This window comes from Pseudomonas sp. HT11, assembly GCF_044875395.1.
Classification (GTDB): domain Bacteria; phylum Pseudomonadota; class Gammaproteobacteria; order Pseudomonadales; family Pseudomonadaceae; genus Aquipseudomonas.
Genome location: NZ_CP173217.1, coordinates 4,073,597 through 4,098,127, shown reverse-complemented (window position 1 = coordinate 4,098,127; position 24,531 = coordinate 4,073,597). Strand labels below are relative to the sequence as shown.

The following is a 24,531-nucleotide window of genomic DNA, read 5'->3' as shown; positions in this document are numbered from 1 at the left end:
ACATCCGTTTCTCTGCCTCGGCCCTATCAATCAAGACGGCCGCATTTATTCAGTCGTCGCTGCCTATTAAAAAAAGCCTGCCGTGAATACCTTGCCGAGCGGAGAGACGCCTGATGAACGACCTACCTGCAGTCAACCCAGCAATTCAGCCTTTGGCTTTTGAGCCGTCATTCGAACAGATTCCCGATGATGAAGCGCAGACCAGCAAGGAGCTGGCCGAAGCGCTGCACGGCATCATGGAAACGACCTTTCGCGACAGTGGCCACGCCACTCGCAGTGTCCACGCCAAGGCCCATGGCCTGCTGCGCGGGCACATCAGCGTGCTGGAGAACCTGCCCGCCACACTGGCCCAGGGCGCGTTTGCCAAACCGGTGAGGTTGCCGGTGTACCTGCGCTTTTCGACCAACCCTGGCGATATTCTCGATGACAAGGTGTCCACGCCCCGCGGGCTGGCAATCAAGATCGTCGGCGTGGACGGCCCGCGATTGCCGGGCAGTGATGGCGAGGTCACCCAGGATTTCGTCATGCAAAACGCCAAGGCCTTCACGGCCGCAACGCCCAAGGCTTTTTTGAAAACCCTGAAATTGTTGGCCAAGACCACTGACAAAGCGCCGGGCATGAAAAAAGCCTTCTCGGCGCTGCTGCGAGGCGTGGAAGCCACCCTTGAATCCATGGGCGGCGAAAGCGGCACGCTGAAAAGCCTCGGCGGCCATCCGCAGACCCATATTCTTGGCGAGAGCTTTTCCAGCGTGGTGCCGATGCTCTATGGCCCTTACTACGCCAAAGTCGCTGTGGTGCCGGTGTCGTCCAACCTGACGGCATTGACCGACTTGCACGTGGACTTTGGCGACAACCCCGACGGCCTGCGCGCAGCCGTTGAGGCTTACTTTGCCCAGAGCGGCGGCACCTGGGAGGTGCGCGTGCAACTGGCCACTGACCTGGAAAAAATGCCCATCGAGGATGCCTCCGTGCAATGGCCCGAGGACCTCAGCCCGTACGTGACCGTGGCGCGCATCGACCTCGAGCCGCAGGCGGCCTGGAGCCCTGAAAACGTCCAGAAAATCGACGACGGGATGGCCTTCAGCCCGTGGCACGGGCTGGCGGCGCACCGCCCGTTGGGCGGAGTAATGCGCGTGCGTAAACCGGCTTACGAGATGTCGTCCGGGTTCAGGGCTGAGCACAACGGGTGCCCGATCCACGAACCGCGGCCGTCAATCACGCCATAAAGGCTGGTGGTCGTCATCCAGCGTCCAGTGGGGTTGGCGGGGTTCCAGACATACCCCGCCAACCCAACGCGTATGGCTGGCGTGGTCCAGCCAATAGGCGTCGGCGTTCAGCACCGCTTGCCCCAGTGGGGTCAGTGCGAGTGGGCGACGCGGCCATTCGTGCTCGGTTGCAGTTTCAACCAGTAACGGCGCGTCACCATCGATCAACGGGCGCAACAACGCATGGAACATCATGTCGCCCAGAAACGGCAGCGGCTCACGCTTGGCCATCAGTTCTGCGAACACCCGGCCAAAGGGCACCGGCCCGGCTTCGGCGATGTACTGCAGGGACAAGCGTTCGGTGAGTGACAAACCATCTCGCATGCCTGGCAGCTCCTGCAATTGACGCCTCAGCGCGGGCGCGAGCAAGGGCAGGGCGCGGTGGTTGCCGTGAGCCAGTTGCGCCCAGTCGACCGGCGAGGGATTGCAATAAGCCGACCAGGCCTGCTTGGCCAGCTGCACGGCCTCATCGTCGATCAACCGGCGCTGTGGCCATAACCACGCGAGGACGTCGGGTGCCAGTTGGCCAATGCCGATAAACCGCTCGACGCCGGGAATGCGGTGCACTTCGATCAGCTCAAGCTTGCGCGGTGCCTGCTCAAGCCCGGCCAACGCACGGATCAGGAACAACTGGTCATAGGCATCCGCCTCGCACCACAGCACGCTGTGTTCGGCGTCGGCCAAGGCCTCAAGCTGGTGGTATTCATCACTGATGCGCCGCGCGACTTCGGTGGGGTCCAGAGCGAAGGCCTGGCTGATAAACGCGCTGCGCATCGCACGGAACGCGTCGCCGGGGAGGTCACGCACCGGCCCCATGCACAGCGGGTCGGTGAGCATCTGGAACTGGCCTTTGAACCCCGCCACCTGCAGGGTGTGGGCAATGTCGCTGCCGCAACGCCAGTGGGTGGTGCGGGCTTCATCACTGGCCTCAAACGCGGGGTGGCGGGCGGCGAAGTCGAGGGCGTCGACGTGCGCCTTGAGCTTGGGCCAACTGCTGAACCCCAGTTGCCGGGCGACGTGCCATTGGGCCTGGGACAACGTGGCGGTGGGGTCCTGGCTTTTCAGGCGCGGCAACAGTTCCTTGGCGCGCTTGCGCTGCTGCTCAAGGTTAAGACGGCCATCGGTGTTGGAGGATACAGGGCGTTGCGACATACGATCTCCTTGCACATACCTTTTCCGCTTTAAGGTTGGGAGTCGTAGAAATGAAATGCAGCGTGAGTGTCTTGGGCGCAGCCCTTTCCGCGGAAGGTGGCGTAGAGAGCGCCAGGCGGGAAATATAGGCAGCATTGGCGCTCAGTGCAACCCTGCATGTGTGGGAGCGGGCCTGCCCGCGACAGCGCGGTGTCAGTCAGCCGATGTGCTGACCGAACCACCGCTTTCGCGGGCAAGCCCGCTCCCACCTTTTTGTTGTGTTGCTCTTACTTGTCCTTGCGCGCATCCATGGTCTTTTGATGCTCGGCCAGGAACGGCTGCTCCGCCGGATCAAAACGGTCGATCCCGGCGGTGAAGCGATGCCAGTACGGATACAACGGCTGTCGCCGCGTCACCGCCTCGATGCGTGAAGACTGTTCTTCGGTGAGTTTCAGTTCGGTAGCCGCCAGGTTGTCGCGCAAGTGTGCTTCGGTGCGGGCGCCGACGATCAGCGAGGTAATGCCCGGGCGATCCTTGAGCCACGCAAGGCAAGTGCGCGCCACCGATACACCGTGCTCGTCGCCTACGGCGGCGAGGGTTTCGATGATATCCAGCGCGCGTTCCTGGTCATGCACATAGGGTTCCGGCCAGTCACTGCCTTGGCGGGTAGTGGCCGGTGGTTTGTGCCCGCGCCGCGTCGAACCGGTCAGCAGGCCTTCGCCCATCGGGCCCCATACCAGCGTGCCGACGGACTGGTCGAGCGCCAGCGGCAGCAGTTCATATTCGGCTTCGCGCGATTCCGGCGTGTAGTAAATCTGCTGGGTGATGGGCTTGAGCATGCCGTGCAGCTCGGCCTTGCCCAGGGTTTTCATCATTTGCCAGGCTGTAAAGTTGCTGGTGCCGAAGTAGCGGATCTTCCCCGAACCGACCAACAGGCGCAGCGCTTCGAGGGTTTCCTCGATGGGCGTCATGCCGTCCCAATTGTGCAATTGGTACAGGTCGATGTGGTCGGTGCCCAGGCGCTTCAAGCTGGCTTCGCAGGCGCGGATCAAGTGGTAGCGCGAGGAACCGGAGTTGTTCGGGTTCTTGTCCACCGGGCTGCGGCCCTTGGTGGCCAACAGGATGTCGTGGCGCTTGTCGCCCAAGGCCTTGCCCACCACTTCTTCGGCCAGGCCGTGGGAGTAGAGGTCGGCGGTGTCGACCATATTCACCCCGGCGTCGAACGCGATGTCGAACATGCGCTTGGCCTGCGGCACGTCCACCGCGCCGCACTTTTCAAACTCGGCGCGGCCGCCGAAGGGCACGGTGCCCAGGATGATTTCGGACACCAGCAGGCCTGAATGGCCCAGTTGTCGGTATTGCATGTCGCCTCCTGTTTACATTGCACGTGAAGGTGTGAACGACATGAACGGCGATAGTTTGAATTTTTTCATGAAATCTTCGTGCACCTGCCGCACCATTGCGCCCAACAGGATTTAAGAGGAACACCGCGTCCATGAGCGCACTGATAGAAACCCGCGCCCTCACGCGCGTGGACGAGCGTCGCCAAGTGGCCTTGCTTGAACCTACGGACTTTACCCTGAACAGCGCCGACCGCGTGTCGATCACCGGCTCTTCCGGCTCCGGCAAAAGCGTGTTCCTGCGCGCGCTGGCGCTGCTGGATGCGCCCACCGCGGGGCAGATTCTGTGGAATGGCCAGCCCGTTGCCAACGCCGAAATTCCCCACTACCGCAGCCACATCAGCTACCTCTCGCAACGCCCTGCGCTGCTTGAGGGCACGGTGCAAGACAACCTGCGTTTTCCGTTCAGCCTCAAGACGTTGCGCAAGCGCCGCTTTGACCTGCAGGCGGTCACCACGCTGCTCGGGCATGCCGGGAAAACGGCGGACTTTCTGCACAAAAATGCCGGTGACCTGTCGGGCGGTGAAGCCCAGGTGGTCGCGCTGGTCCGCACGCTGCAACTCAACCCCGAAGTGCTGTTGCTCGACGAACCCACAGCGGCCCTTGATCCTACGTCGTCCCGTGATGTGGAAGCGCTGATCGACGCCTGGTTTGCCGGCGACACCTCGCGTGCTTTCATCTGGGTGTCCCACGACCTCGACCAGGCCCAACGCATGAGCGCCATCCACTTGCAGATGAGCGCCGGCGTGCTGAGCGCAGTGGCCCAACCATGAACTATCAAAACCTCACCGCGCTGGACATGGGCATCGCCGCCTCGCTGATCCTGATCAACGGCGCGCTGTCTTTGCTGTTGCGCCTGGGCCTGGGTCGCCAGTTGCTGTGGGCGGCGGTGCGCACGGTGGTGCAGTTGTTGGCCATCGGTTATCTGCTGGGCTGGGTGTTCGAGTTTGCCTACTGGTACGTGGTGCTGCCGCTGATGTGCGCGATGACCTTGATCGCCGGCCTGTCGGCGGCCGGGCGTGGGCGCAGAACCTATCGCGGGCAACGGGTCGACAGCATCCTGTCGGTGTGGGGCAGCTCCTGGCTGGTCACGGCGGTGGGTTTGTTTGCGGTGATCCGCATCCACCCGTGGTACGAGCCGCAGTATGCGATCCCGATTCTGGGGATGATCCTTGGCAATACCCTGACCGGCGTGTCACTGGGCATCGAGCGCATGACTCAGGAACTGACCTCGGGGCGCAACACCATCGAGATGATCCTGGCGTTGGGCGGTTCGCGCTGGGAAGCCGCGCAGGAAGCCATCCGCCAGGCAGTACGCGCCGGGATGATCCCGACGCTGAACCAGATGACGGTGGTTGGCATCGTCAGCCTGCCCGGCATGATGACCGGCCAGGTACTGGCGGGAGAGAGCCCGGTGGACGCGGTGCGGTATCAGATCGTGATCATGTTTCTGATCGCCGCCTCGTCGGCATTGGGCACGGTAGGGGCGGTGTTGCTCACCTACCGGCGGCTGTTTTCCACCCACCACCGGTTTTTGCGCGACCGGCTGCAAGAGCGCTGACACAGCAGCCAGCACCGCCCAAATGTGGGCGCTGGCTTGCCTGCGATAACGGTGTATCAGTCGCCGAATAAGCTGACTGAACCACCGCTATCACAGCCTCGCTGAAGCCCGACAGCTCCTCCAGGGTTTGGCGGGAAGGGCTCAATCCAGATCCGCCACACCAAAGTCCAGCACCACCTTCATCGCCTGGGTCTTGTCCGCCGCCAGCTCAAATGCTTGCACCGCATCACCGAACGGCACGGTGTGGGAGAACATCGCCTCGGAGCTGGGCGAGTTCACCACCATGCTCGCGCTGGTGTCTGCCGGGTTGGGCGTCGGGGTGTTGCCGCAACAGGCGGCACGCGCGCTGCCGGCCAATTGCGTGTCGCGTCACCTCGAGCTGGGGGCGTATGAGGCCAGCACCGGACTGGCCTGGACCGAGCTGGACAGCGCGGTGAAGATCACGCTGTTCAGCCTGATCATGGAATTATTCGCGCAGTGATTGTTTCGTCCGGTGAAATGCTGGATTGTAAATCCTGATGATTCCCTCGATCAGCGCAGCGGTGGAACATGGCGGCGTCGATACCTCATCCTTGGAGCCTTTCATGTCCCAGCCTGCAATCAAACTGTATGGTTTCCCGCTGTCTGGCCACTCCCACCGAGTGGAGCTGATGTTGTCGCTGCTGGGGCTGCCCCGCGAGTTTATTCTGGTAGACCTCAAGCAGGGCGCGCAGAAAGCCCCGGACTTTATGGCCCGCCTCAACCACTTCGGCCAGGTGCCGGTGATTGATGACAATGGCACGGTGTTGGCCGATTCCAATGCGATCCTGGTTTACCTCGCGAACACCTACGGCGACGGGCAATGGCTGCCGAGTGATCCTGCCGGCCAGGCGCGCGTGCAGCGCTGGCTGTCGGCCGCCGCCGGTCAACTTCACGCCGGGCCGGCGGCCGCGCGACTGGCCGTGGTGTTTGGCGCCGAGGTCGACACCGTCAGCGCCATCAGTCGCTCGCACGCCCTGCTGAGGCTGGTGGAGCAGCAACTGGGCCAGAGCCGCTTCCTGGCCAGCGAGCAGCCGAGTATTGCCGATATTGCCTTCTACACCTACGTCGCCCACGCGCCGGAAGGCAATGTGTCGCTGGCCGACTACCCTCAGGTACGCGCCTGGCTCGCCAGCATCGAGGCCTTGCCAGGCTTTGTCGGCATGCCGCGCACGGCAGTGGGGCTGCAAGCGCCGTAAATGATCTGTGGCCAGAAGAGTGAGCGCCGATGGACCGATTTCATGAAATGCAGGTATTTCTCGCGGTCGCCGAGGAGGCGGGCTTCGCCGCTGCCGCACGCCGCCTGAAAACCTCGCCGCCCAGCGTGACCCGGGCCATTGCCGCCATGGAGCAACGCATCGGCACACAACTGCTGGCGCGCACCACGCGCAGCCTGCACCTGACCGAAGCCGGCCAGCGCTACCTGGAAGATTGCCGACGCATCCTCGCCGAACTGAACGAGGCCGAGGACGCGGCGGCAGGCAGTTATTCCATCCCGCGCGGTCACCTGACGCTCACCGCGCCCGTGCTGTTTGGCGAGTTGTATGTGGCGCCGGTGCTGGGCGATTACCTGGACCGTTTTCCGCAGGTGAACATCAACGCCTTGCTGGTCGACCGCGTGGTGAACATGGTCGATGAAGGCGTGGAGGTGGCCGTGCGCATCGGCCATCTGCACGAGCCCGGGCAGCAGGCAATCAAGGTGGGTGAAGTGCGCCGCGTAGTGTGTGCTGCGCCAGGGTATCTCGACCAGCACGGCAGGCCGGCGCGGCCGGAGCAACTGCGTGAAGCGAAGATTGTCACGTCGTCCTCCAGCCAGTTGGTGAGTGAGTGGCGGTTTATCGAGGGCGGCCAACCGCTGACCGTGCCTATCGAGCCGCGTCTGGTGGTCACGGCCAATAACGCGGCGATCAACCTGGCGCGGTTGGGTTGGGGCATGACGCGGGTGCTGTCCTATCAAGTCGCAGCGGCGGTGGCGGCGGCGGAGCTGGAAATTGTGCTGGAGGATTTCGAGCCGGCGCCGCTGCCGATCCAGGTGGTGTTCCAGAAGAGCGCGCGGGTGCCGGCCAAAATTCATACCTTTGTCGACTTTCTCACTCAGCGCCTCGGGCAGGACGCGGCCCTGAACCCGGCGCTGAAGCGGCGCAGCTGATGGAGCGTTATCGCGACATGCAGCTGTTTGCGGCGCTCGCCGGGCAACCGAGCCTGGCCTCGGCGGCCCGTCACGCACATGTCTCCAACCCGACGCTGATGCGTGCGATTACGCGTGTGGAGGCGCGCCTGCACGCGCAGTTGCTGCAACGCAGTACGCGAGGTGTGAGCCTGACCGACGCGGGCAGCGCCTACCTGGCCGACTGCGTGCGCCTGCTGGCCGCGGTGGACGCCGCCGAAGCCTCGGCCCAGGGTTTGCACGCGCAGCTTCAGGGCAACCTGCAAATCTTTCTGCCGTTTCTGTTCAGCCGCTACGTCATGGCGCCGGTGTTGGCTGGCTATATGGAGCGTTACCCCGACGTGCGTCTCGTTGCCCGCTATCACGACTATTACCCCAATCTGCATGAAGAGGGGCTGGACGTGGCAATCCTGGTCGGTGAACTGCCCAGTTCGTCACTGATCGCCCGCAGGGTAGGGCAGGTGCGCCCGATTCTCTGCGCCAGCCCCGACTACCTGGCCGCTCACGGCGAGCCGGCGCATCCCGACGACCTCAAGCAGCATCGCCTGATCGCCAGTGCCGATCAGGTTGACTGGGGCTTCAAAGGCGGCTCATTGAAGGCGCGCGCACGCTTGAGTTGCACCACGGTGCAAGGCGCGATCAATGCCGCTGTACACGGTGCGGGGTTGATTCGCTGCCTCAGCTACCCGGTGCATGACCAGTTGGCGAGCGGCCAGTTGCGTCGCCTGCTACCGGCCTTTGAACCGCCGGCGCTGGCGGTGCACGTGGTGTACCGCGAAGGCCGCAACGCGCCGATGCGCGTGCGCAGTTTTGTCGATCACTGCGTGGCAGCGCTGCGGGACCATCCGGCGTTTCAGTTGGCGTAATGCTGGATTGCCAAGCGTGGGCATTCTCTCGATGGGCGACAGAGCGCAGCATTCACCCATCCAACACTGAGGTGTGCGCCATGAACCTGATCGAACCCTCCCCCTGGCATGCCGGCGAACGGCAGATGCAGCAAAGCGCTGGCGTTGCCGAGCGCATGGCAGTCGTGGGGCCCAAGGTGATCCGCGACCATTTGCCGGAGCAGCATCGGGATTTTTATCCGCTGTTGCCCTACTTGATGCTCGCGGTGGTGGATGCGCAAGGCATCCCTTGGGCGACGCTGCTCGAAGGCGCGCCGGGGTTTGCCCATTCACCCGACCCGCACACCTTGCAGATCGACAGCTTGCCGTCCAAGGGCGACCCGGCGCTGGCTGCGTTACACCGCGGTGCGTCCGTGGGCCTGCTGGGCATCGACCTCACTACCCGCCGCCGCAACCGCATGAACGGGCGCGTGGGCAGCCTTGGTCACGCTGGCTTTTCGGTCGAGGTGGTGCACACGTTCGGCAACTGCCCCAAGTACATTCAACAACGCCCGGTCGAGGGCATCGCGCGCAAACCCGGCACCTTGGTCGAGTCTCTGGACGGGCTGGATGACGCCGCGCAACGCCTGATCCGCAACGCTGACACCTTCTTTGTCGCAAGCTACGTTGACGAGGAGGGCGCACGCTCGGTGGACGTCTCCCATCGCGGCGGCAACACCGGCTTCGTGCGCGTCGACGGCAATGTGCTGACCATTCCCGACTTCGCCGGCAATCTGTTCTTCAACACCCTGGGCAACCTGTCGGCCAACCCGGTGGCGGGGCTGTTGTTTATCGACTTCGAATCGGGCGACGTGCTGCAGATTGCCGGGCGCACCGCGCTGATCCTCAGCGGCCCCGAAGTGGCCATGTTCGACGGTGCGCAGCGGTTATGGACGCTGACCGTGGAGCATGCGGTACGGCGCCCGGCAGCGCTGGCGTTGCGCTGGCAGTTTGCCGAGTTCTCGCCGTTCAGCCTGGCGATGGGCCGTTGGCCGTGATTTGCAGCGCGGCCGGAGTGGTTGTCACAAGCCGGCCAAGCGCATGCTTCGGCATGGCGCTGGCGGGCGATGAGCTGTACATCGGCAACGCCGACGCGGTGGTCAAGATGGCGTTACCTCGGGCCAGACCCACATAGACGCCACGCCGGTAAAGGTCACCGGGCTGCCGGCCGGGATCAACCATTACTGGACCAAAAACCTGCTGGCCAACCCGGACGGCACGCGGCTCTATGTGACGGTGGGCTCCAACAGCAATCTCGGTGAAAACGGCCTCGACGCCGAAGAAGGCCGCGCGGCATCTGGAAGCCTGGCTCCACCCAACTGTGGACAGTGGTCAACGAGCGTGACGAAGTCGGCAGCCACCAGGTGCCCGATTACCAACGGCGTTCGCCGATGGCGTGTTTGTCGGTGAACAGGGTTCGTGGAACCGCAACCCGCAGGCCGGTTACAAGGCGCGTTGCTGGTGGCAGACGATGTGGGCAACAAGGTGTGGCGGGTGGCACGGCGCACCCCTTGAACGCTGCACAAAGGATGTGGCTAGCCCACATCCAAACCCGCTTTATTTTGCCGTCGCCAGCACCGGCGTATCCCCCCACGCGCCACCCAGCGCGGTATACAGATTTACCTCCGCCACCAACTGTGCCAGCCGGTCGACAATCAGCGCTTGTTGCGAACTGAACAACGAGCGCTGTGCATCGAGAAACGTCAGGTTGCTGTCCACGCCGCTGCGGTAGCGGTGTTGGGCCAGGTCGTAATAGGCCTGGTTGGACGCGACGAAATCGCGTTGTGCATCCAGCTGGTCATTAAAGGTCTGGCGGGCGGCGAGGCCGTCGGCGACTTCCTGAAAAGCCGTCTGGATCGACTTTTCGTACTGGGCCACGGTGATGTCCTTTTGCAGTTTTGCGTAGTCGAGACTGGCGCGCAGGCTGCCGGCGTTGAAGATCGGCAGGTTGATCTGCGGCTGGAAGGTCCAGGTGCCCGAGCCGCCCTTGAATAACCCCGACAGTTGCGTGCTGGTGCTGCCGGCGTTGGCCGTGAGGGTCACCGATGGAAAGAACGCCGCGCGCGCCGCGCCGATATTGGCGTTGGCGGCCTGCAACTGATATTCGGCCTGGAGGATATCCGGGCGCCGTTGCAGCAAGTCGGACGGTAACCCTGCGGGCACGCGCGCCACCAGCTCATCGGCGAGTGGGCGCGCCGGCAAATGCTCATCCACCGGCGCGCCCACCAGCAGGGCGAGGTTGTTCAGGTCCTGGGCGACCTGGCGTTCATAACGGGCCACGCTCGCACGTGTGCTTTCCACCGCGGTGCGCGCTTGCACCACGTCCAGCGCCGAGGCCTTGCCCGCGCTTTTGCTGCGGCTGGTGAGCTGCCAGCTGTGGTCGTCGGCATCCAGGGTTTGCTGGGCCAGGGCCAGCAGTTCCTGGTCGGCGCGCCAGGTCAGGTACGCATTGGCGACGTTGGCCACCAGGCTCAACTGCGCGCTGCGTCGCGCCTCTTCGGTGCCCAGGTACGTGAGCATCGCCTGTTCGCTGAGGCTGCGCACACGGCCGAACAAATCCAGTTCATAAGCGCTGAGCCCTAACGTGGCGGAATAATTGGAAGTAATCGCAGACTTGCCGGTGCCGGTCACATCGCCCGGCAACTTCTGGCGTTTGCCGGCGCCTGTGGCGGGTGGGGCCGGGAACAGGTCCGCACGCTGGATGCGGTACTGCGCCTGGAACGCCTCCACATTCAGCGCCGCAACGCGCAGGTCGCGGTTGTTGAGCAGCGCGTTGGCGATCAACTGCTGCAAGGCAGGGTCGTGGAACACGTGCTGCCAGTCCTGGGTTATCGCCACGGTGCCCGATTGCGCCAGGCGATAAACCCCGCTTTGCGGGTACTGCGCCGGCACAGGCGGCGCCGGCCGCTGGTACTCGGGGATCAGCGAGCAACCGCCGAGCATCCAGGCCACGCCTAGCGTTGTGAGCATCCCTTTGTTCATCAGGCGCCAACCATCCATTTGGCCAGGCCATGTCGGCCACTGACGCCCAACTTGGCTGCGGCGCGTTTGAGGTAGGTTTCGATCGAGCTGTTTTTCACGCTGAGTTTTTCCGCCATTTGCGGCACGGTGCCGCCGGTCAACAGGCCCAGGCACACTTCCTGCTCGCGCGCTGAGAGGGTGATATCGCTTAAGGACAAACGCTTGTAGAACTCGCGCTGCAACTGCGACTGCTCCAGCGGGTTGTGCGCCGGCTCGATCTCGGTATGCGGTGCCTGGCGCAGGATTTGCGCGTGCCGCTCCATCAACGGCAGCAGGGTGTCCGACAGGCACTTGAGGAACGACAACTGCGCCAGGGAAAACCCCGGCTGCGTCGGCGGGCGATAGAACGAAATCACGCAGCGTCGATTGCCCTGGCGCGACACCAAGTTGCACTGGTGTGAACTGCCGCGCGGGTGCGCGCTGTTGGCCTTGGCCTTCATTTGAATCAGCAGCGGGTCCTGCATGCGCAGCATTTGCCGCAGCAGCGGGTGATCCTTGATGGGGTGCAGGGTCTGCGGCGCAGACAGGTCATTTTTAACGCCGGCGCTGCCCAAGAGCTTGATCTCGCGCACACTGTCGCGCAGCTCGTCGAGCGTCCATTCACTGAGGTCCACCAGATGAATCGGCACCCACTTGTCCACGAGGCGCAACATGTTGGCGGCGAAGTGCTGGTGGCCGCTGCTTGAAATCAACTCACCCATTTCGGCGTAGAAATGCGGGCTCTGTGTGTCGCCAATACTGCGGGTCAGACTCATAGCCATCTCATCCTTGATGTCGAAAACCGTCGACGGGGCGCCCTGGGTTTGTGAGGCGCGGTCCGTGCTCCTTGAACGTAATTCGGCGTTCGAGATTTTATTTAGCCATAGGGATTTGTCCTACGTATGCAGCGGAAACGAGGGACACAACCTGCCATAAAAACCACGTCATTAATTCGACGTTTCTGACAGCTCATTCCGCCCACGAAAAACCGCCTATGCTTTTTAGATTTAATTAACGTGCTGATTTATATGAGAAATATGTTTATTTAAAAAATTCTTTTAAGCATTGGTAGCGGTCACAAATAGCCAATTTCCTACAAGCGTTTAATCGATTCAGCAATGAACCCTCAGTCAAGGCCGTTTTGCGCCTTTGTGGTGTCCGGGTTTCGGGTGACAGACAGGCCCGAACCCCCATGCTCAAATCCGGCAATTTCGGCGAAATGGGCCCTCGCGCGGCCAGTGCCTGAACTCCCATGAGAAGGATCTTATGACGCATCTCACCCGCCAGCCGGCCAGCTTCCCCCTCACCGCTGCCCAACAGGACATCTGGCTCGACCAACTGCGTGTGGGCGACTCACCGCTGTACAACATCGGCGGCTATGTCGATTTTGCCGGGCCGGTGGTCCCCGATTTGATCCAGCGCGCCGTCGAGCGGCTGGTGGCCAAACACGATGCATTGCGCACCCAACTGCATAGCGACGACCAGGGCCTGCCTCGGCAAACCTTCGTTCCTGCGATGGCCGTGGAAGTGGGCCAGTACGATTTCTCTGCGCTGCCCGACCCGCAGGCCGCGACCCAGGCATTGATGCAGGCGCAAATGGCCCGCCCGTATGCCATGAGCGGTGAACCGTTGTTTCGGTTCTTCCTGGTCAAACTCGACGATGACCACTATCGCCTGGGTACCCAGGCTCACCACCTGATCCTCGACGGCTGGGGCTTTGGCCAGATGCTGCAGTCCCTGGCTCGGCTGTACAGCGACCTGGAGCAAGGTCGGCAACCGGAGCCACTGGCGCCGTCCTATATCGACTTCATCGACACCGACCAGCGCTACCTGCAATCGGCGCGTTATGCCCGTGACCGTGCCTATTGGCTGGACAAATACCAGGTGCTGCCCGCGCCGCTGTTGACGCCTCGGCATAACGCGCAGGCGCCGAGCAATACGCTGGTGCAAGCGTTTCCGGTGGCGCTGCTCAACCGCATGGAACAAGTGGCCAACCGTTATCAGGCCTCGGCCTTTCATGTGTTGCTGGCGGCGATGTACGTGTATTTCACCCGCACCAGCCAACGCGAAGAGTGGGTAGTGGGGTTGCCGATTCTCAACCGCTCCAACGCGCGTTTTCGGTCTACCGTGGGTTTGTTTACCCAGGTGAGCGCGGTGCGTTTTCAGTTCAGCGAGCAGTTGCCATTCAGCGCCTTGGTGCGTGGCATACGTGACCAGCTCAAGCAGGATTTCCGCCATCAACGCTTCCCGTTGAGCGAGATGAACCGTGAGCTGGGCCTGCGGCGTACAGATCGCGGCCAGTTGTTCGACCTGTCGGTGTCCTTCGAGCAGGACGACCACGACCTGCGTTACGGTCAGGTCCAGGCCCGCGCGGTCAAGGTTTCCAACCATCATGAGCCGCTGCCGATTGCCATCCACCTGCGCAGCAACCGTTATCAGGACACCGCATGCCTGCACTGCGTTTACAACGAGGCGTATTTCCAGCACGACGACGTGAAAGCGATGGCGCAGCGCTTTACCTGGCTGCTGGAACAAGGCCTGGAAGACACCGCGCTGAGCGTGGCTGAGTTGTCGCTGGTCACGCCGGCCGAACAGGCCCAATTGCTGCGTTGGAATGCCACCGCACAACCCGCCACCGAACCGCAAACCCTGCACGCGCGCATAGAGGCGCAAGCCGCACGCACACCTCAGGCCATCGCGGCGGTGCACCAGGGCCAGCAGCTGACTTACGCCCAGCTCGATCAACAGGCCAATGCGCTGGCCTGGCAGTTGCTCGATCACGGCGTGCAGTTGGACGATCGCGTGGCGATTGTGGCCCGGCGTGGCCTGGACACCTTGGTGGGGTTGTTGGCGATCCTCAAATCCGGCGCCTGTTATGTCCCCGTGGACCCGGCTCATCCTGCCGAACGCCTGAACTACCTGTTGCACGACAGTGCGCCCGTGGCGGTGCTGACTCAGCAGGATTTGCTGCATCGCCTGCCTTTGCTGGACGTGCCGGTCATCCGCCTGGAGCACCCGGCCGTGCACCTGGGCGACAGCCCGCGGGTCGCCGTCACGCCGTCGAACCTGGCCTACGTGATTTACACCTCCGGCTCCACCGGGCAGCCCAAGGGCGTAATGGTCGAGCACCATACGGTGGCGAACCTGGTGGACTGGCATTGCCGGGCGTTCGACCTGCGCGCCGGCAGCCACACGGCCAGCGTGGCCGGCTTCGGGTTTGATGCGATGGCCTGGGAGGTCTGGCCGGCGCTGTGTGTGGGCGCGACGCTGCACCTGCCGCCGGCACAGGATGACGCACAGGACATCGATGCATTGCTCAACTGGTGGCGCGCGCAGCCGTTGCAGGTGTGCTTTTTGCCGACACCGGTGGCCGAGTACGCCTTCAGTCAGCGCCTGGAACACCCTACATTGCGTACATTGCTGATCGGCGGCGACCGACTGCGCTCGTTCAGCCGAACGCAGACGTTCGAGGTGATCAACAACTACGGGCCCACCGAAGCCACGGTGGTCGCCACCTCCGGGCGTGTCGAAGTGGGCCGGCCGCTGCATATCGGCGCACCGGTCGCCAACGCCTGCGTTTACTTGCTTGATGAGCAGCAACGCCCGGTGCCCATCGGTGTGGCGGGGGAGTTGTACGTCGGCGGCAAGGGCGTGGCGCGCGGGTATCTCAACCGTCCGCAACTGACTGCCGAACGCTTTCTCGATGACCCCTTCAGCAACGGCCGGATGTACCGCACTGGCGACCTGGCCCGTTGGCTGCCCGACGGCAATCTCGAGTACCTGGGCCGCAATGACGATCAGGTGAAAATCCGCGGCGTGCGTATCGAGCTGGGGGAAATCGAATCCGCGCTGGCCACGCACCCGGCCGTCATGGAAGCCGCCGTGCTGTTTCGTGAGGGGCAATTGCTCGCGTGGTATGTCGAACGCGCCAGCGTCACTGTCGAATCGCTGCGTGCCCATCTACAAGCCTCGTTGCCTGACTACATGCTGCCGGCGGCCTACGTGAAGCTGGCGGCTTTCCCGCTCACCGCCAACGGCAAGCTCGACCGCAAGGCTTTGCCGGCGCCCACACAAGCGGCTTTCGTGACGCGGTTGTTTGAAGCGCCACGCGAAGGCGTGGAAACCACTCTGGCGCAGATCTGGACGCAATTGCTGCACGTGCAGCAGGTAGGGCGCCATGACCATTTCTTCGAGCTGGGCGGGCACTCGCTGCTGGCGGTGCAACTGGTGCAACGCATGCGCGATGCCGGGTTGCGCGCCGACGTGCAGGTGTTGTTCGGCCAGCCCACCCTGGCAGCGTTGGCGGCGGCCAGTGCCGGCAGCGACAGACAGGTGCCGGCTAACCGCATCCCGTCGGGTTGCACGCACATCACGCCAGACATGCTCGCGCTGGCCGATCTGGATCAGCCCGGCATTGATCGCATCGTCGCCGGCATTCCGGGAGGGGCGGCCAATGTGCAGGAAATCTACCCGCTGGCGCCGTTGCAGGAAGGCTTGCTTTACCACCACCTCACCGACGAACGCGATCCCTATCAGCAACATGCGCTGTTCAGTTTCGCCAGTCGCGCGCAGCTCGACGCGTTTGCCCAGGCCTTGCAACAGGTGATCAACCGTCACGATATCCTGCGTACCAGCCTGGCTTGGGATGCCCTGGAACAGCCCATGCAAGTGGTGTGGCGCAACGCACAATTGCGGGTTCAACCCCTGCGCGAACAGCATCAGCCGCTGGACTTGCGCCAGGCGCCGCTGATGGCCCTGGATTACGCCGAAGAGCCGCATAACCGGCGCTGGGTGGCCAAGCTGCGTTTCCATCACCTGGTCAACGACGCCACCTCGACCACCGTGCTGGTGGACGAAATCCGCGCGCACCTGCTTGGGGAGCAGGCGCAACTGCCGGTGCCGGTGCCGTATCGCAATGTGGTTGCACAGACTCGTGCGCCGGAACGACAGGCCGCCCACGAGGCGTTCTTCCGCGAGCGCCTGGCGGATGTCGACGAGCCGACCCTGGCGTTCGGCTTGCAGGAGCGGCAGGCGGACCGCGCTGAAATCGAGGAGTCCGAACAGCCCCTCGGCGACGCGCTCAACCAACGCCTGCGGGCCCAGGCGCGTGCCCTTGGCGTCAGCGCTGCCAGCCTGTTTCATCTGGCTTGGGCGCACGTGCTCAGCCGTGTCGCGGGCCGCGATGACGTGGTGTTCGGCACCGTGCTGCTCGGCCGTTTGCAAGCCGGCGAGGGCGCCGATCGCGCGCTGGGCATGTTCATCAATACCTTGCCGTTACGCGTGCGCCTGGCCGGGCAAACCGTGCTCGATGCGCTCAACGACACCCACACCCAGCTCAGCGCCTTGTTGGCCCATGAACAGGCTTCGCTCGCCTTGGCCCAGCGTTGCAGCAGTGCGTCTCCGCTGTTCAACAGCCTGCTCAATTATCGTCACACCGATGCTGACCCACAGTTGAACCTGGTGCCGGGCATTGCGTTGCTCAGCAGTGAAGACATCCTCAGTTACCCGTTGATGCTCACCGTTGACGACGTTGCCAGTGGCTTTCGGCTCAAGGCCAAGGCGCCGCGCAAGGTCGGCGCCCAGCGACTGTTGGCATACCTCGACACGACGCTGCATGGCCTGGCCGACGCACTCGAACACGCACCGGCCACGCCATTGCGCACGGTGCCGGTGCTGCCTGCCAGCGAGCTGCATCGGCTGTTGGTGGACCTCAACGCCACCGAAACCGACTACCCCGAAACCCTTACCGTGCAGGCGCTGTTTGAAGCCCACGCGCGGCACATTCCCCATGCCATCGCGGTACAGGCCGGCGAGCGGCAACTGACCTACCGCGAGCTCAATGAGCGCGCGAATCAGCTGGCCTTCCACCTGCGTGAACGCGGGGTCGAGCCGGATTCGCGGGTGGCGCTGTGTGTCGAGCGCGGGCTGGACCTGGTGGTGGGTTTGCTGGCGATTCTCAAGGCGGGCGGCGCCTATGTGCCGCTCGACCCGGGCTATCCGCGCGAGCGCCTGGCCTACATGCTCAACGACAGCCAACCGGTGGCCCTGCTGGTGCACGCCGCCACCCGCGACTTGCCGGGCGCGGTGTCTGTCCCGGTGATCGACGTTGACCAGAACGCCTGGAGCCAGGCGCCCAGCGGCAATCCGTCGGTGCCCGGCTTGAGCGTCGCCAACCTGGCCTACGTGATGTACACCTCGGGTTCCACCGGCACGCCCAAAGGCGTGATGATCGAACATCGCGGCCTGGGCAACCTGATGCACTGGGGCTCCCGGCTGTGCCCGAATACCGAAGGCGGCGCGTTGCTGCAACGTGCGCCGTTCAGCTTCGACGGCTCGGTGTGGGAGTTGTTCTGGCCACTGGCCAACGGCATGCGCCTGGTACTTGCGCGGCCCGACGGCCACCGTGAACCGGCTTATTTGGCGCAAGTGATTCGCGAGCAGCAGATCACGGTGATCAAGTTCGTGCCGGCGATGTTGCAGCAGTTTCTCGAGCTGGAAGAGTCGGCATTGTGCACCAGCCTCACCGACGTGCTTTGCGGCGGTGGCGAACTCACCGAAGCCCTGGCCCGTGGCGTGCAGGCGCGCCTGCCCAAGGTGCGTTTGCATAACGTCTACGGGCCCACCGAAGCCACGGTGGACAGCAGCGCGTGGACGTTGGAACCCGGCGATCCGGTGCCGGCCTTGCAGCTGCCGATTGGCCGTGCGATCAACAACACGCGCCTGTATGTGCTGGACGAACACGATGCGCCGGTGCCGATGGGCGTCAGCGGCCAGCTGCATATCGGCGGCGTTGGCGTAGCCCGGGGTTATCTGGGGCTGGAGCAGATGACGGCCGAGCGCTTTATCGACAGCCCGTTCGTGGCGGGTGACCGGCTGTACCGCACGGGCGATCTGGTGCGTTACTTGCCGGACGGCAATCTGGAATTTCTGGGGCGCAATGACTTTCAGGTCAAGCTGCGCGGGGTGCGCCTGGAGCTGGGGGAGATCGAGTCACGCCTGGCGGCGCATCCGGCGTTGCGCGAAGTGGCGGTGCTGATTCGCGATGAGCGGCTGGTGGCCTACTTTACCCTGCGCGCTCAGGCGCCGAGCCTGGAGGCCTTGCGTGCCTACGTGCTGGAGCAATTGCCGGAGTACATGGTGCCGGCGGCTTTTGTGCAGCTTGAGGTATTGCCGCTTAATCCCGCCGGTAAGCTTGACCGCAAGGCGCTGCCTGAGCCGGGGCTGGAGGCGGTGGTCAGCCGTGCGTATGAAGCGCCGGTGGGTGAGGTGGAAACCTTGATGGCGGGGATTTGGGCGCAGGTCTTGAAGCTGGAGCGAGTAGGGCGGCATGACCATTTCTTCGAGCTGGGCGGGCATTCGTTGCTGGCGGTGAGTTTGGTGGCGCGTATGCGCAAGGCGGGGTTGGATGTGGATGCGCGGACGTTGTTCAGTCAGCCGACTTTGGCGCAGCTTGCAGCGTGCACTGCGACACGGGTGGAGTGTGTGGATGTTGTGCAGACGGCTATTCCGCAGCTTGGGCGGCGTCGGCGGATTTGAGGGGTGGGGTTTTTTTTGGGGGGGGGAGTACATATCCGTTGCTGCGGTAACGGCGGCTGGCGGTTCCGCTCTTACAGCGGGTCACTTTTGGCAAACGCCCGGAATGCCGGCCCAGCCAAAAGTAACCAAAAGGTCTTTGCCCCACCACTCGGTGCCTCGCTTAGGCTCGGCATGCCCTCACTCCGGCTTGAATCCGTGGGCCGCCGCGACGGGCCATCCATGGCCGAACGCAGGTTTTGGAGCGTGGGTAAACCGGCAGGACGCCGGTTTAGCCGTGTTGGGCCATGGATGGCCCATCGCGGCGGCCCACGCTCCAAAGCCTGCGTGAGGGCACACCGAGCCTAGGCGAGGTGCCGAGTGGTGGGGCAAGAGCCCTTGGGTTACTTTGGGGCTTTTCCAAAGTGACTCGCCGTAAGGGCGAAACCAACCTCAGCCATCACCCAATAACGGATATACACGCCAGCTCAGTCAACTCACTGACCCACTACCAAGCGCACCAAGCCCGTCGCCTGTCCATGTTCAACGCACAGCTGAAGACCCGCAACGCCTGAGTGGGCCTGTCAGCGTGGCACAGGAATAAACGCCACGCTGCCGCCCGAACGTTTCTGGAACAGCCGCTCGCCATTGTCCGGCTGCGTGGTGATCACCTGATGATCCGTGCCCAGGTAGGCCAACGGCGTCGGGTCTTCCTTTGAGTATTGCGCGACGATGATCGTGTGCTGCGGGTCGAACCCCTGGCCGCTGGTTTTTTCCAGCCAGGCCATCAGGGCGGCGCTGTCGCCCTGGCGTGGGAAGTCCTGGGTTTCACTCACGTAGTAAAACGGCTTGCCGCCGTTTTGCAGGTACATCGGGACCTTGTTGTCGACTTCCACCAGCACCATCTGCCACTGATTCCACGGCGCGCTTTTCACCGCCTGGGCGTGCACATCCTCGGCGAATCGGGTGACGCCGCCGTTGCCGGTGGTCCAGGGGTAGACCACGCCCAGCACCAGCAGCAACACACCGGCGGTGATGCCAAAAGCCTTCTGCCAGCGCGGCCAACGGGCCGGTTGTTGTTGCAGGCGCTCACTCAGCCACCAGGCGGCCAGCAGCTGGGCGAAAGGCACCAGGGGCAACACGTAATAACTGCGGCGGCTGCCGCTGGCGGTAAAGAACACAAACAGCAGACCCAGGCCCCACACCAGCCAGCGCACGTTGGGCGGCGTTTGGCGCCAATGGCGCAGCGCCAGCCACAGGCCAAGCAACCAGCACGGCGCCCAGGGCAGGGTGTAGGCGGGCAGGTAGATCAGGTAGGTATAGATCGGCCCCATGTGGTCGAAGGGGTCGAAAAAGCGCACCACGTTTTCCTTGAACACCAGTTCAAGGCCGCTCTCGCCATAGGTGGGTGCCCCGTAAAAGTGGGACAACACGAAGGGAATCGAATAGAACGCCGCCGCGATCAGCATGGCCAGCAGCAGGCGCAGGTTGAGGTGGCGCCGGTAGCGGTGTTCGCTGAGCAAGTGCGGCAACAGCACCAGGCCCGGCAACACAAAGCCGATCAAGCCTTTGAACAGCGACGTTGCCGCCAGCAGCAGGAAAAATACCGTGTAGCGTCCCAGCCGCGTGTCATCCGGCCCGCGCCAATACCACCAGACCGCCGACAGCACGCCACACACGGTCAGCACATCGGCTGTGGCCACGCGGGCCCAGAACAGAAAGTAGAAGGTGGTCGCCAGCATCCAGCCGGCAATCAGCCCGGTGCCTTTACGAAACAGGCGCTCGCCGAGCAGGTAGACCAGCCAGATGCTCAGCCAGGCCGCGATCACGGACGACAGGCGCAGCGACCGCGGGCCGAGCCCGCCCATCAGGTTGGCGCACGCGGTAATCAGCCAATAAGAGGGCAGCGGTTTGTCGTAATACGGTGCGCCCTTGAGGTAGGGGTCGAAGTAGTCACCGCTTTGCAGCATCTGCAGCGCGATGTTGGCCCAACGGGTCTCCGGCCCCCACAAATCGCGACTGCCCAGACCCAGCAGCAGGAGTAACGCCGAGACGCCCAGCAGCAGCACCAGCGCGCCGCGTTCGGTTTTCCAGAAATTCATCGGCGGCTCTCACGGTGGGCATCACGTCAAGGAAGTTTGGGATAGATGATCAGCAGCATGGCGCCCTTGCGATAGCGCTGGCCTCCGGGTGGCAGTTGCCCTTCTTCGCGATGTTCACTGGTGCTTCTGACGCGCATCAATACGCCGACCGAGCCTTGTTGGCGGGCTTCGCTCAGCCAGGGCTGAACATTTTCAAAGCTGACTTTGCGGTGCACCGAATCTGCGTATTTGAGGCCATAGCGCAGCTCGCCCTCTGTGTCGTAGAACGCCACGTCAGGGCGGCGCAAGCGCCAGGACAAAGCCGAGGCCGAACCCAGTTCATTGCTGATCAAAGCATGGGTTTGTTGCAGTTCATCCAGATGCTCAAGCACGAACTGGTCGGGCATTTCGGTATCGGTAACCTCTTGCGGCATGCCGGCAGGCAGCAGCGCCACCAGCACGCCGATGGCCAGCGCAGGCATGGCCCACAGCGTCAGCGGGCGGAAGGCTTGCAGCAGATTTGCCAGGATCCAGCCCAGCAACACGATGAAGGTCAGCGACAGGCTGTACATCTCGGCGTGGCTGTTGCTGTACAGCGGTTTGTCGATTTGCAGGTAAATCAGGGTCGCCATCGCGCCGAGGCCGATGGCGAAATTGAACAGGCCGTTAATGCGCAGGCTGCGCGTTTTGCCACGGTTGATCAGGTCGATCAACGCATGCCCCATCAGCAACGCCAGCGGCAGCAGGCACGGCATGATGTAGGTCGGCAGCTTGCCGTTGCTCAGGCTGAAAAAACCCAGCGGCAGCAGCAGCCACAAGGCCAGAAAAATAATCGCTGGCTGGCCTTTGTCTTTCCAGGCGTTGACCACGGTCGCGGGCAACAGCGCCGCCCATGGCAGGCACGCCACCACCATGATCGGCAGGAAGAACCACCAGGCCCTGGCGTGCTGGGCATTGTTGGAGGAGAAGCGGCGGATGTGCTCGTGCCAGAAGAAGAAGCGCCAGTAGTCCGGTTCCTGCAGATGGATCGCCCACACCCACGGCAGGCACAGCACCACCGCCACCAGAATTGCCAGCGGGCCATAGCGCAACAATTCACCCAGGCGTCGCTGCCAAAGCATGTACGGCACGGCGATCAGCACCGGCAACAGCCAGGCCAGAAAGCCCTTGGTCATGAACCCCATGGCGCAGGCCACGCCCAGCACTGCCCAGGCGCCGAGCCGGCCGCGTGGGGTACGGCTGTCGAGCGCGAACCACAGAGCAACCAGGCTGAGGTTGACCCACAGGGTGAATTGCGGATCGAGGTTGGAGTAACCCGCTTGCCCCGCCACCAGCCCGAAGCTCATGTAGAGCAGGGCACAGGCGAAGCTCTTGCGCGGGTCGTTCCACAGGCGGCGGGCGATAAGGTACGCGAGCAGAACGCTCAGGCCCGTGGTCAAGGCCGAGGCAATGCGCACCCCGAAGAGGTTTTCGCCAAACACCCACTGGCCGATGGCGATCAGCCAATAGCCGGCGGCAGGTTTTTCGAAGTAACGCACGCCCATGAAATGAGGCGCCACCCAGTTGCCGCTCAGCAGCATTTCCTGGCTGATCTGGGCGTAGCGGGTTTCATCCGGGATCCATAAACCGTGCAGCCCCAAGGGCAACAGGTAGAACACGGCGAAGGCCAGCAACAGTAGCGGCAGAGGTTTCAAACGGGTCATCAAAACGTCGCTCCTTGACGTTTAACGGTGGAGTACTGAGGCATGTAAGTAATAGTAGAAAGAGTCACTAAGTTCACTAAGTCACTGAAAATATTCATGACGTCCTGAAGTAACAGGCGCAGTTAAACATGCCAGAAGAGGGCTGTCGGTTTGCTGAACATACAGGTGGGTATATGTAAAAAAGTGTCTAGAGTTGTTTCAGGACGGCGGGCCACGCGGAGTTGTTCATGATGCCCAGGGTCTCGAATTTGCCGTTGGCCTTGACCCGAACGAACAGGGCACTGCCGTACTCGGGAAACGCTGCGCGCGGGTAACCCAGAGTCTTTTCGAAGTCGGCAATACAGCCGCTGTGGGTGACAAATACGAGGTTGCGTCCGGGCTGCTTGTGGCTGAGCAGTTCTTCGCCAATGGCCGCGCCGCAGATCGCCTGCTGCCCGGAGGTCAGCTCTGCATTGCCGAACATGAAGTGTGAGGTCTGGGCCGTGCGCAATGCGGGGCTGGCAAGCACGTCGCTGCCTTCCATGCCCAGTTTGAGGAAGGCCTTGCCAAGTTCTTGCGCGCGTTGGGTGCCGACGATTGTCAGGCCTTCGGGGCCGCCGAAACAGGGGTTCGTCGAGCGGTCGCAGCGCTCTTCATGGCGCACCAGCACGATCAGGTCACCATCGCGCCAGCTGGGCAGCACTTGCGAGCTCAGCAAGCGATTGCCCACGCTCAGGTCACGCGGTGATGAGGGCCACAGCAGGAAGCCGGCGAGCAGCAGCGCGATGACTGCAAGGCCCGCCCACCACTTTCGCAACCACTTGATATAGCCGCGGCGCGAGCGCGGTTTGGTCAGGGTAAGGTCAACCACATCATTCACCATGGGCACTGTACTGCACTGTTTTTATTGAAGTAGGCGCAACGCTTCGACGGATGCCCGAAGTTAAGCAAGAGGCTGTCATAGGGCTGCTGTCTTTTCGCTGAACATCCAGCGGTTAAAAGTGGCCACGGCCGGCAACTAACGAGTTGCCGGCCCTTGGCGTGTGGTGGGCAATTTAGTGGGGCGAGGGTAGGCGGGCGGTGAAATCAATGTGAAAAAATTGCGTGGGCGCGACAATGAGCCGTTATTCTCGTTTGCAGTCTTTCACGTGAGCGCTCTTATGTTGCAGGTGCACGGTGTCCTTAAAAGCTACGCCACCCCACAGGGCCCGCTGACGGTGTTGGCGGGCGTCGATTTGCACCTGGGCGAACGCAGTAGCCTTGCGCTGATGGGCGAGTCGGGCAGCGGTAAAAGCACGCTGCTGCATCTGGTGGCCGGGCTCGACCGCGTGGACGGCGGCAGCATCCAGGTTGGCACACAGCGCCTGGATCAACTGACCGAGGCGCAGCTGGCTCACTGGCGGCGCACCGAAATCGGCCTGGTGTTCCAGCAATTCAACCTGATCGGCAGTTTGCGCGTCGAGGACAACCTGGCGTTCCAGGCGCGGCTGGCAGGGCGCTTTGATCCGCAGTGGCAGGCACAATTGGTGGAGCGCCTGGGGCTGGGCGACTTGCTCAAGCGTTACCCCGAGCAACTGTCCGGCGGCCAGCAGCAACGGGTGGCGGTGGGGCGCGCCCTGGCCTCGCGCCCCGGCTTGCTGCTGGCCGATGAGCCGACCGGCAATCTGGACGAAGCCACCAGCGATGAAGTGTTGCAGTTGCTGTTGGACCTGCTGCGTGACAGCGCCACCAGCCTGTTGATGGTCACCCACAGCCCGCGCATCGCAGCGCGCCTGGACCAGCAAGTGATACTGCATCGCGGCCGTGTCGTGCCCGCGGACGCGCGTTGAG

At 63.1% G+C, this 24,531-nt stretch carries 17 protein-coding genes and 2 pseudogenes; 11 read left to right on the top strand and 8 right to left on the bottom strand.

Going from position 1 to position 24,531, the window contains the following annotated elements:
• Positions 1-110 precede the first annotated feature (110 nt).
• Positions 111-1,226: a catalase family protein gene (locus tag ABWL43_RS18855; protein ID WP_404488452.1), complete on the top strand. Its 1,116-nt coding sequence runs from the start codon at positions 111-113 to the stop codon at positions 1,224-1,226.
• Here ABWL43_RS18855 and ABWL43_RS18850 read toward each other — a convergent pair.
• Both ABWL43_RS18850 and ABWL43_RS18845 read right to left on the bottom strand, forming a co-directional pair.
• Entirely contained in the window at positions 1,212-2,417 is a 1,206-nt protein-coding gene (locus tag ABWL43_RS18850; RefSeq protein ID WP_404483574.1) for a DUF1835 domain-containing protein, read from the bottom strand. The genes ABWL43_RS18855 and ABWL43_RS18850 overlap by 15 nt on opposite strands.
• Positions 2,418-2,683: 266 nt before the next feature.
• Positions 2,684-3,760 (bottom strand): aldo/keto reductase, encoded by a 1,077-nt coding sequence (locus ABWL43_RS18845; RefSeq protein WP_242199235.1) that lies wholly within the window; start codon positions 3,758-3,760, stop codon positions 2,684-2,686.
• A gap of 131 nt (positions 3,761-3,891) precedes the next feature.
• Here ABWL43_RS18845 and ABWL43_RS18840 point away from each other — a divergent pair, with 131 nt between their 5' ends.
• Both ABWL43_RS18840 and ABWL43_RS18835 read left to right on the top strand, forming a co-directional pair.
• Positions 3,892-4,569 carry an ATP-binding cassette domain-containing protein gene (locus tag ABWL43_RS18840; RefSeq protein ID WP_404483572.1) on the top strand — a complete coding sequence of 226 codons (678 nt, stop codon included), beginning with the start codon at positions 3,892-3,894 and terminating at the stop codon, positions 4,567-4,569.
• Complete coding sequence (locus ABWL43_RS18835) at positions 4,566-5,357, top strand: ABC transporter permease (RefSeq protein ID WP_145165900.1); 792 nt, start codon at positions 4,566-4,568, stop codon at positions 5,355-5,357. The genes ABWL43_RS18840 and ABWL43_RS18835 overlap by 4 nt, the downstream gene beginning before the upstream one ends.
• A gap of 141 nt (positions 5,358-5,498) precedes the next feature.
• Here ABWL43_RS18835 and ABWL43_RS18830 read toward each other — a convergent pair whose 3' ends face one another.
• A complete protein-coding gene (locus ABWL43_RS18830; RefSeq protein WP_242199534.1) occupies positions 5,499-5,636 on the bottom strand; it encodes a hypothetical protein in 138 nt (45 codons plus the stop codon).
• Between ABWL43_RS18830 and ABWL43_RS18825 the strand changes: the two are divergent.
• The 6 genes and pseudogenes from ABWL43_RS18825 to ABWL43_RS18800 all read left to right on the top strand — a co-directional run.
• Positions 5,611-5,838, top strand: a pseudogene (locus ABWL43_RS18825) (LysR family transcriptional regulator); the annotation flags it as partial. The gene ABWL43_RS18830 and the pseudogene ABWL43_RS18825 overlap by 26 nt on opposite strands.
• Before the next feature lie 103 nt (positions 5,839-5,941).
• On the top strand, positions 5,942-6,574 hold the full coding sequence (locus tag ABWL43_RS18820; protein WP_145165899.1) for a glutathione S-transferase family protein: 633 nt from the start codon (positions 5,942-5,944) through the stop codon (positions 6,572-6,574).
• Between the two features lie 29 nt (positions 6,575-6,603).
• On the top strand, positions 6,604-7,524 hold the full coding sequence (locus ABWL43_RS18815; RefSeq protein WP_404483570.1) for a LysR family transcriptional regulator: 921 nt from the start codon (positions 6,604-6,606) through the stop codon (positions 7,522-7,524).
• The gene (locus ABWL43_RS18810) at positions 7,524-8,408 is read left to right on the top strand and encodes a LysR family transcriptional regulator (RefSeq protein ID WP_404483568.1); all 885 of its coding nucleotides are present in this window, start codon (positions 7,524-7,526) and stop codon (positions 8,406-8,408) included. The genes ABWL43_RS18815 and ABWL43_RS18810 overlap by 1 nt, the downstream gene beginning before the upstream one ends.
• Before the next feature lie 80 nt (positions 8,409-8,488).
• Positions 8,489-9,424 carry a pyridoxamine 5'-phosphate oxidase family protein gene (locus ABWL43_RS18805; protein ID WP_404483566.1) on the top strand — a complete coding sequence of 312 codons (936 nt, stop codon included), beginning with the start codon at positions 8,489-8,491 and terminating at the stop codon, positions 9,422-9,424.
• Positions 9,425-9,471: 47 nt separating this feature from the next.
• Positions 9,472-9,941, top strand: a pseudogene (locus ABWL43_RS18800) (sorbosone dehydrogenase family protein); the annotation flags it as partial.
• 42 nt (positions 9,942-9,983) lie between these two features.
• Here the strand turns inward: ABWL43_RS18800 and ABWL43_RS18795 are convergent.
• Together ABWL43_RS18795 and ABWL43_RS18790 are read right to left on the bottom strand one after the other, a co-directional pair.
• A complete protein-coding gene (locus ABWL43_RS18795) occupies positions 9,984-11,408 on the bottom strand; it encodes an efflux transporter outer membrane subunit (RefSeq protein WP_404483564.1) in 1,425 nt (474 codons plus the stop codon).
• Positions 11,408-12,202, bottom strand: coding sequence for a helix-turn-helix transcriptional regulator (locus ABWL43_RS18790; RefSeq protein ID WP_404483562.1), 795 nt, complete (start codon positions 12,200-12,202; stop codon positions 11,408-11,410). The genes ABWL43_RS18795 and ABWL43_RS18790 overlap by 1 nt, the downstream gene beginning before the upstream one ends.
• Positions 12,203-12,692: 490 nt before the next feature.
• Here ABWL43_RS18790 and ABWL43_RS18785 point away from each other — a divergent pair, with 490 nt between their 5' ends.
• Entirely contained in the window at positions 12,693-18,962 is a 6,270-nt protein-coding gene (locus tag ABWL43_RS18785) for an amino acid adenylation domain-containing protein (protein ID WP_404483560.1), read from the top strand.
• Between the two features lie 560 nt (positions 18,963-19,522).
• Here ABWL43_RS18785 and ABWL43_RS18780 read toward each other — a convergent pair.
• From ABWL43_RS18780 to ABWL43_RS18770, 3 genes are all read right to left on the bottom strand, one after another.
• A complete protein-coding gene (locus tag ABWL43_RS18780) occupies positions 19,523-21,040 on the bottom strand; it encodes an ArnT family glycosyltransferase (protein ID WP_404483558.1) in 1,518 nt (505 codons plus the stop codon).
• A gap of 26 nt (positions 21,041-21,066) precedes the next feature.
• A complete protein-coding gene (gene arnT / locus ABWL43_RS18775) occupies positions 21,067-22,722 on the bottom strand; it encodes a lipid IV(A) 4-amino-4-deoxy-L-arabinosyltransferase (RefSeq protein WP_404483556.1) in 1,656 nt (551 codons plus the stop codon).
• A 187-nt stretch (positions 22,723-22,909) separates the two neighbouring features.
• On the bottom strand, positions 22,910-23,584 hold the full coding sequence (locus ABWL43_RS18770) for a histidine phosphatase family protein (protein ID WP_242199521.1): 675 nt from the start codon (positions 23,582-23,584) through the stop codon (positions 22,910-22,912).
• A 277-nt stretch (positions 23,585-23,861) separates the two neighbouring features.
• On the opposite strand from ABWL43_RS18770, the gene ABWL43_RS18765 reads away from it, so the two are divergent.
• Positions 23,862-24,530, top strand: coding sequence for an ABC transporter ATP-binding protein (locus tag ABWL43_RS18765; RefSeq protein ID WP_145163684.1), 669 nt, complete (start codon positions 23,862-23,864; stop codon positions 24,528-24,530).
• Position 24,531: the final 1 nt, after the last annotated feature.